Below are 374 nucleotides of genomic sequence, written 5' to 3'. Positions count from 1 at the left end.
CGTCTGTTGGCATCGAAGTGGTCTATAGCGACAATGTCAGCCTCATCAATCACGGCCTTATTGATAGCAAATCCTATGCGATCTATTGCGGAGACAACGAGAACACCGTCGTTAACAGAGGCGTGATTAGAGGCTCTGTATTCTTGGGCGGCGGCAATGACGTGTTCGACGCGATTGGTGGCAGCATCAACAAAGCAATCTCCGGCGGCCTCGGCGACGACACGCTGATCACCAATAACGGAGCTGTGCAGCTGAAAGAGAACAGCGACGAGGGCTTCGACACCGTCAAGTCGAGCGCCAGCTACACGTTGTCTGACAATGTCGAGCGATTGATCCTGACCGGCAAGGCGGATGTCGACGGCACCGGCACTGAC

At 55.1% G+C, this 374-nt stretch carries 1 pseudogene; it reads left to right on the top strand.

Going from position 1 to position 374, the window contains the following annotated elements:
* A pseudogene (locus AC1D0P_RS31880) lies at positions 1 to 374 on the top strand (hypothetical protein); the annotation flags it as partial.

This window comes from Polaromonas sp. P1_G2, from assembly GCF_056405515.1.
The sequence above is the reverse complement of the archived record's forward strand: the minus strand, read 5'-3'. Positions and strand labels throughout refer to the sequence as shown.